Annotated in this window: 6 protein-coding genes (1 of these 6 only partly in view); all 6 read right to left on the bottom strand. The window is 35.5% G+C overall.

Annotated features, from left to right (window positions below; all coding sequences use genetic code 11):
* Positions 1 to 1,301, bottom strand: partial view of a DNA gyrase subunit A gene (gyrA, locus tag QUF93_RS02425; protein WP_088060718.1) — the 5' portion only. 1,171 nt of this gene lie to the left of the window's left edge; the window shows 1,301 of its 2,472 coding nt (coding positions 1-1,301); its start codon is at positions 1,299 to 1,301; its stop codon lies off the left edge, out of view.
* A gap of 88 nt (positions 1,302 to 1,389) precedes the next feature.
* Positions 1,390 to 3,312 (bottom strand): DNA topoisomerase (ATP-hydrolyzing) subunit B, encoded by a 1,923-nt coding sequence (gene gyrB, locus QUF93_RS02420; RefSeq protein WP_289357785.1) that lies wholly within the window; start codon positions 3,310 to 3,312, stop codon positions 1,390 to 1,392.
* Between the two features lie 38 nt (positions 3,313 to 3,350).
* The gene (recF, locus tag QUF93_RS02415; protein ID WP_289357784.1) at positions 3,351 to 4,478 is read right to left on the bottom strand and encodes a DNA replication/repair protein RecF; all 1,128 of its coding nucleotides are present in this window, start codon (positions 4,476 to 4,478) and stop codon (positions 3,351 to 3,353) included.
* 12 nt (positions 4,479 to 4,490) lie between these two features.
* Positions 4,491 to 4,703 carry a ribosome maturation protein RlbA gene (gene yaaA, locus QUF93_RS02410; protein ID WP_002016484.1) on the bottom strand — a complete coding sequence of 71 codons (213 nt, stop codon included), beginning with the start codon at positions 4,701 to 4,703 and terminating at the stop codon, positions 4,491 to 4,493.
* A gap of 128 nt (positions 4,704 to 4,831) precedes the next feature.
* Positions 4,832 to 5,977 carry a DNA polymerase III subunit beta gene (gene dnaN / locus QUF93_RS02405; RefSeq protein ID WP_289357783.1) on the bottom strand — a complete coding sequence of 382 codons (1,146 nt, stop codon included), beginning with the start codon at positions 5,975 to 5,977 and terminating at the stop codon, positions 4,832 to 4,834.
* 182 nt (positions 5,978 to 6,159) lie between these two features.
* Positions 6,160 to 7,500 (bottom strand): chromosomal replication initiator protein DnaA, encoded by a 1,341-nt coding sequence (dnaA, locus tag QUF93_RS02400; protein ID WP_002123558.1) that lies wholly within the window; start codon positions 7,498 to 7,500, stop codon positions 6,160 to 6,162.

Here is a 7,500-nt window from a genome sequence, read left to right as displayed (position 1 = left end):
GTTAAACGTTGCAAACGCATATCTAAAATTGCCTGTGCTTGTTTCTCACTTAAGCCGAAACGTTCCATTAAACCTTGTTTTGCAATATCAGCTGTTTTTGAACTACGGATTAAAGTAATAACTTCATCTAGATGATCTAAAGCAATTCGTAATCCCTCTAAAATATGAGCACGCGCTTCTGCTTTCTCTAATTCATAAGCAGTACGTCTACGAATTACTACCTTTTGATGCTCTAAATAATAATATAGATTTTGTTTTAAATTTAAGACTTGTGGCTCTCCATTTACAAGAGACAACATATTAATACCGAAACTTGTTTGAAGTGCTGTATGTTTATATAGATTATTTAATAGTACATTTGCATTGGCATCACGACGTACTTCCATAACAATACGCATACCATTTCGATCCGATTCATCACGTAAATCTGTAATACCTTCAATTTTCTTATCACGAACTAATTCTGCAATCTTTTCAATTAATCGCGCCTTATTAACTTGATAAGGTAGTTCTGTTACGATAATAGATTGTTTCCCATTTGCTCTCTCTTCAATTTCAACTTTAGCACGAAGTATAATAGAACCGCGGCCTGTTTCGTAAGCTCTTCGAATTCCACTTCGCCCTAAGATTAAACCTGATGTTGGGAAGTCTGGACCAGGAATATATTCCATTAATTCCGCGATAGTGATATCAGGGTTATGACTTAATGCCAACACGCCGTCAATTACTTCTCCAAGTTGATGCGGTGGAATGTTTGTTGCCATACCAACCGCAATACCCGTCGTACCATTTACTAATAAGTTAGGGAAACGTGCTGGTAATACAACTGGTTCTCTTTCAGAACCATCGTAGTTATCTTGATAATCAATTGTATTCTTTGTAATATCGCGTATTAATTCCATAGAAATCTTAGACATTCTTGCTTCTGTATAACGCATTGCTGCCGCTGAATCTCCATCAACAGAACCGAAATTACCATGTCCATCAACAAGCATGTAACGTTGACTAAAATCTTGCGCCATACGTACCATCGTTTCATAAACAGCTGAATCACCATGCGGGTGATACTTACCAATTACTTCGCCGACAATACGCGCCGACTTCTTATATGCTTTATCAGCTGTAATTCCTAAATCATTCATCGCATATAAAACCCTACGATGAACTGGTTTTAATCCATCACGAACATCGGGTAATGCACGGGATACGATAACACTCATTGCGTAATCTAAAAATGAGGTACGCATTTCATGACTAATATTAATTTCTCGAATTCGTGCTTGTTGTTGATTGTCTGACATCAACGAGCACCTCCTCTTACATTTCCGTTACACATACATTGATTTATATGTAGAAGACAGGAATACTTAGATTCCTGTCATTACTCACTTAAATATCAAGGTTTTTCACGTATTTTGCATTTTCTTGGATAAAGTTACGACGCGGCTCTACTTTATCACCCATTAAAATTTCAAATGTTTCATCCGCTTCAATCGCATCTTGAAGGGAAACTTGAAGTAACGAACGTACTTCTGGGTCCATTGTCGTCTCCCACAGCTGAGTTGGATTCATTTCCCCTAGACCTTTATAACGCTGAATCCCGGGCTTAGGTTGAGCTGGTAATTCAGCTAGTATTTGTTCAAGTTCTTTATTGTTATAAGCATATTGAATTTTTTTACCTTGTTGTACTTTAAACAATGGTGGTTGCGCAATATATATATAACCACACTCAATTATTTGACGCATATAACGATAGAAGAACGTTAATAATAGGGTACGAATATGTGCACCATCCACGTCGGCATCCGTCATAATAATAACTTTATGATAGCGGGCTTTTTCAATATCAAAATCCCCACCAATATTTGTACCGATTGCTGTAATAATTGTACGCACTTCATCATTAGATAAAATCTTATCTAAACGTGCCTTTTCAACGTTAATAATTTTACCCTTCAGTGGTAAAATCGCTTGAAAATGACGATCGCGTCCTTGTTTTGCAGATCCACCCGCAGAGTCACCCTCCACGATATAAATTTCGCTAATTGCCGGATCTTTAGAAGAACAATCTGCCAATTTCCCCGGTAAACTTGAAACTTCTAACGCACTCTTTCGGCGCGTTAATTCACGAGCCTTTTTAGCCGCTACACGTGCACGTGCTGCCATAGTCCCTTTATCTATAATTTTACGTGCAACATTAGGATTTTCCAGTAAGAACTTTTCAAATGCCTCTGAGAATACAGACTCTGTAATCGTTCTCGCTTCACTATTTCCAAGTTTCGTCTTTGTTTGTCCTTCAAATTGTGGATTTGGATGCTTAATTGACACGATTGCTGTTAAACCTTCACGAACATCTTCACCAGTTAAATTACTATCCGCATCTTTTAAAATGTTATTTTTACGACCATAATCGTTGATTACACGTGTTAGGGCAGTTTTAAATCCTACCTCATGTGTACCACCTTCATACGTATGAATATTATTTGTAAATGAGTAAATATGATTTGTATATCCTTCGTTATACTGAAGCGCAACCTCAACCTGAATTCCATCTTTTGAACCTTCAACATATACAGGCTCTTCATGGATTGGTTGTTTTGAACGATTTAAATGTTCCACATAAGATTTAATTCCACCTTCGTAATGGAACTCTTTCTTTTGCTTATGTTCACGCTTATCTTCAATTGTTAATTTAATATTACGATTTAAAAACGCCAACTCACGCATACGAGTAGCTAATGTATCAAATTCGTATTCTGTCGTCTCTGTAAAAATTTCTGCATCTGGCTTAAAGCGTGTAATCGTTCCCGTACGATCAGTTTCACCTATTACTTTTAAATCCGCGACCGGGATACCACGTTCATATTTTTGATAGTGTATTTTTCCATCTCGATGTACAAATACCTCTAATTCTGTTGATAAAGCATTTACAACAGAGGCACCTACTCCATGCAAACCACCGGAGACTTTATAACCGCCACCGCCAAATTTCCCTCCAGCATGAAGGACCGTCATAATAACTTCTACAGCGGGACGTCCCATTTTCTCTTGAATACCAACTGGGATACCACGACCATCATCTGTTACAACAATACTATTATCTTCTTCAATGCTGACATTAATTTCATCACAATATCCCGCTAAAGCTTCGTCAATACTGTTATCAACTATTTCCCACACGAGGTGATGAAGACCTTTTCCACTTGTAGAACCGATATACATACCAGGACGCTTACGAACCGCTTCCAGTCCTTCTAACACCTGAATCTGACTTTCATCATATGCATTTTCTTGCATTTGCTTTTGTTCCATTGACACAAAGATCACCTACTTTTCCATTTAAACAGAAATTATTTTCTGTCTATTTCACAATCTACCGTGCCGTTCGTTACATGAATTGTTTTCGCTTCTTTCAATGTTTCGTGTTCAATTCCGTCGACACTCGTCGTTGTCACAAAGGTTTGTACTTTTCCTTGAATTGTATTTAGCAGATGCGATTGACGATAATCATCTAATTCTGATAACACATCATCTAGTAAAAGGATTGGATATTCCTTAACCTCTGAGTATATCAATTCAATTTCAGCCAATTTTAGGGATAGTGCGGTTGTTCGTTGTTGTCCTTGTGAACCAAAGACTTGAACATTTTTACTATTAACGAAGAATTGTAAATCATCACGATGAGGACCGAGTAAAGTTGTACCACGAAAAATTTCACGTTGTTTCACAGATTGAAAACTTTCATAGTATACTTCTTTTATTTTCGACAAATCCATTGATTCTGATACATCTACACTGGGTTTATAAACGATTTCTAACTCCTCTAATCCCCTGCTAATTCCGCGATGAATTGGAGCGGCCCATTCTTGTAGTAAATGCAAAAACTCAAAACGTTTTCGCAAAATTTTCGCACCATGCTCAATAAGTTGAAGTGTAAATACATCCAACATCGTTTCCTCATTTTTACTATTCCCTTGCATCTTCTTAAGTAAATGATTTCGTTGCGTGAGTACCTTTTGATATTGGCTTAATTCATACAAATAGACCGGAGCTATTTGTCCAAGTTCCATATCCAAAAAGCGTCTTCGTACTTGAGGGCTTCCTTTTACAAGATTTAAATCTTCTGGGGCAAACATAACAACATTCATTTCACCAATATACTGGCTCAATTTTTGTTGTTCTAACTCATTTAACTTTGCCTTTTTACCTTTTTTTGAAATATTTAATTCTAAGGACAATGAACTATTTCGCCTTTGTAATCTACCTTTTATATTACCATAATCCTCATCCCAACGAATGAGTTCACGATCGTTCGAAGTTCTATGTGATTTCGCCATCGCCAATACATAAATAGCTTCCATCAGATTCGTTTTCCCTTGCGCATTTTCACCAATAATTACATTGACTTTATCTTCAAAGGAAAGCTCTAAATGCTCATAATTGCGATAGTTTTTTAATTTTATTTCTGTAATAAACAAAGGGATCCCCCTTTATGCCTGAACTTGGAAAGTTCCGCTTCCCGGAATTTCAACAATATCATTTGCATATAACTTTCGGCCTCTTCTATTTTCAAGTTCTTGATTCACGTATACTTCATATTCTTGTAAGAACCATTTCACGGCGCCACCTGTATCAATTACATCAGCTAACTTTAAAAATTGTCCTAGTGTAATGTATTCTGTTGAAATCTTAATAAGTTTCATAAAATCGCTCACTTTCTGAAAGTGTTCATTCTTTCATTGTACTAAATAAACTAGCATTAGGAAAGTAATACCCTACAAATCAAATAAGGGTCACTAGTACCTTTAAACTAGCAACCCTTAATCCGTACTTAGTAAGTACGGACCGGTAAAATTAATTGGATAATGGAATTATCATTTACTGTACGAATTAAGAACGGTCTCATCGCCCCAGTAAAACTAACTTTAATTTCTGTACTATCTAAAGCTTTTAATGCGTCCATCATATATTTTGCACTAAAAGATATTTTTAATTCTTCTCCATCTACATTTTCACATTGAACCTCTTCCACTACTTTTCCGATTTCTGGCGAATTCGAAGAAATCTCTAGCATCTGTTGTTCTAATGTTGATAATTTCACAACATTGTTACGACCATCTCTTGCTAATAGTGAAGCACGATCAATAGCTTGTAAAAATTCTTTTGTATTTACAAAAATATCAGTTTTACTTTCAGCTGGAATTAAACGTGTTGTATCTGGATAATTTCCTTCTAATAATCTTGAGAAGAATAATAAATGTTTTGTACGGAATAATACTTGATACTCCGTAATAACGATATCTACCATTTCTTCAGACTCATCTAGAATTTTACTTAATTCATTTAAGCTTTTACCAGGAATAACAACATTTGATTGAAATTCCTCAGAAATATTATACCCTTCGATTTTCGCCTTACGAAGTGCTAGCCTATGACTATCTGTTGCAATACATGTTAGCTCACTGTTATATACTTTCCAGTTTACACCTGTCAAGATCGGTCTTGTTTCAGAACTTGAAACTGCAAATACAGTTTGACGAATCATGTGCTTTAGTAAATCTGTTGGAATCTTAAATACATGATGTTCTTCGATTTGTGGTAATAACGGATATTCAGCAGCATCTAAACCGTTTAAGTTGAACTCTGATTTTCCAGATTTTATTTTTGTCATAAAATGATTTTCTACAGAAATTTCGACAGTGTCTTTAGGTAATTTTTTTACGATTTCACTAAAATACTTTGCTTGTAAAATAATACTTCCTGATTGTTCAATTTCCACAATTTCTTTTCCAGCATCTTCAACTGGGATAAATGATTCGATAGAGATGTCTGCATCACTACCTGTTAAAGTAACTCCTTCTTCAGTCGCTACAACTTTAATCCCTGTAAGAATTGGGATTGTTGTACGAGAAGAAACTGCCTTCATTACATCTTGTACACTTCTTACAAGATAGTCTTTTTGTATTGTAAAACGCATAACGAAAAACCTCCGGTAAGTATAAGATTTTATTTATTTAATAAAGATAAAAAAGTAGTAGTAATAGTAATAGGGCTTGTGGATATGTGGATAATCCCATTTAAAGATGTAAAAACAGTCTATCTACATGTGGATAGACTGTGCGTAAAATAAGGTAAGTTATTCACACTATTCAGCTACTACTACTTTAAAATATCATTAATTTCTTCAACGTGTTTTTGTAATTGAGTATCCGTTTTTAATAGCTTCGAAATTTTTTCGTGAGCATGGATTACTGTTGTATGATCGCGGCCACCAAATTCTTCACCTATTTTTGGTAAAGATGAGTCCGTAAGTTCACGTGATAGATACATCGCAATTTGGCGAGGGAATGCAACGGATTTTGTACGTTTTTTTGCTTTGAAATCTTCTAACTTTACTTGATAGACGCCCCCAACAGCCTTTTGAATATCGGAAATAGAAATAATTCTAGGTATAGAGTTTGGAATAATATTTTTAAGTGCTTCAGCTGCCAAATCAGCATTAATATCTTTATTAATTAAAGATGAATAGGCTACAACTCGAATAAGTGCACCTTCTAGTTCACGAATGTTAGAATCAATTTGATTTGCAATATAAAGCATAACCTCATTTGGTATATCGAGGCCTTCTGCTTTTGCTTTTTTACGTAAAATTGCAATTCTAGTTTCTAGATCTGGTGGCGTAATGTCCGTAATTAACCCCCATTCAAAGCGAGAACGAAGGCGATCTTCTAAAGTTGGGATTTCTTTTGGTGGTCTATCGCTTGAAATCACAATTTGTTTACTTTCTTCATGTAACGCATTAAATGTATGGAAAAACTCTTCCTGTGTTTGTTCTTTTCCAGCAAGAAATTGAATATCATCTATCAATAAGACATCTACATTACGATATTTATTGCGAAAATCGACAGCTTTATTATCACGAATTGAGTTAATGAATTCATTTGTGAATTTTTCAGATGATAAATATACAACTTTTGCATTCGGGTTGTGTTCAATTACATAATGCCCAATTGCATGCATTAAATGTGTTTTTCCAAGCCCAACGCCCCCGTAAATAAAGAGCGGATTATAAGCTTTAGCCGGTGCCTCAGCTACAGCTAAAGAGGCAGCATGTGCAAAACGATTACCAGAGCCAATAACAAATGTATCAAATGTATATTTTGGGTTTAACATGCTCTGTGGTAAGTGATTCGACTCATCATGTGCGTGTTTTTGCTTAACAGAAGGGAGATCTATATCCTCTTCTGCCTGACTTTGGGGAATAATAAAACGAATAGCCAGTTTTGCCCCTGTTAAATCATAAAGTGTTTCGGATATTAGTTCTGAATAATGAGATTCTAGCCAGTCACGAGCAAATTCATTTGGAGCTGTAATAGTTAATACGTCTTTTTTCAAGTTATGAGCAGTTGTTGATTTTAACCATGTCTCATAACTTGGCTTACTTACCTTTTTTTCTAATTCTTTTAAGGCACTATTCCATAAATCAGAGATATTTTCCAA

Origin of the sequence: Bacillus hominis (assembly GCF_030348325.1) — a bacterium.
Taxonomy (GTDB): Bacteria; Bacillota; Bacilli; order Bacillales; family Bacillaceae_G; genus Bacillus_A; species Bacillus_A hominis.
This window is presented reverse-complemented; position numbering and strand designations above follow the sequence as displayed.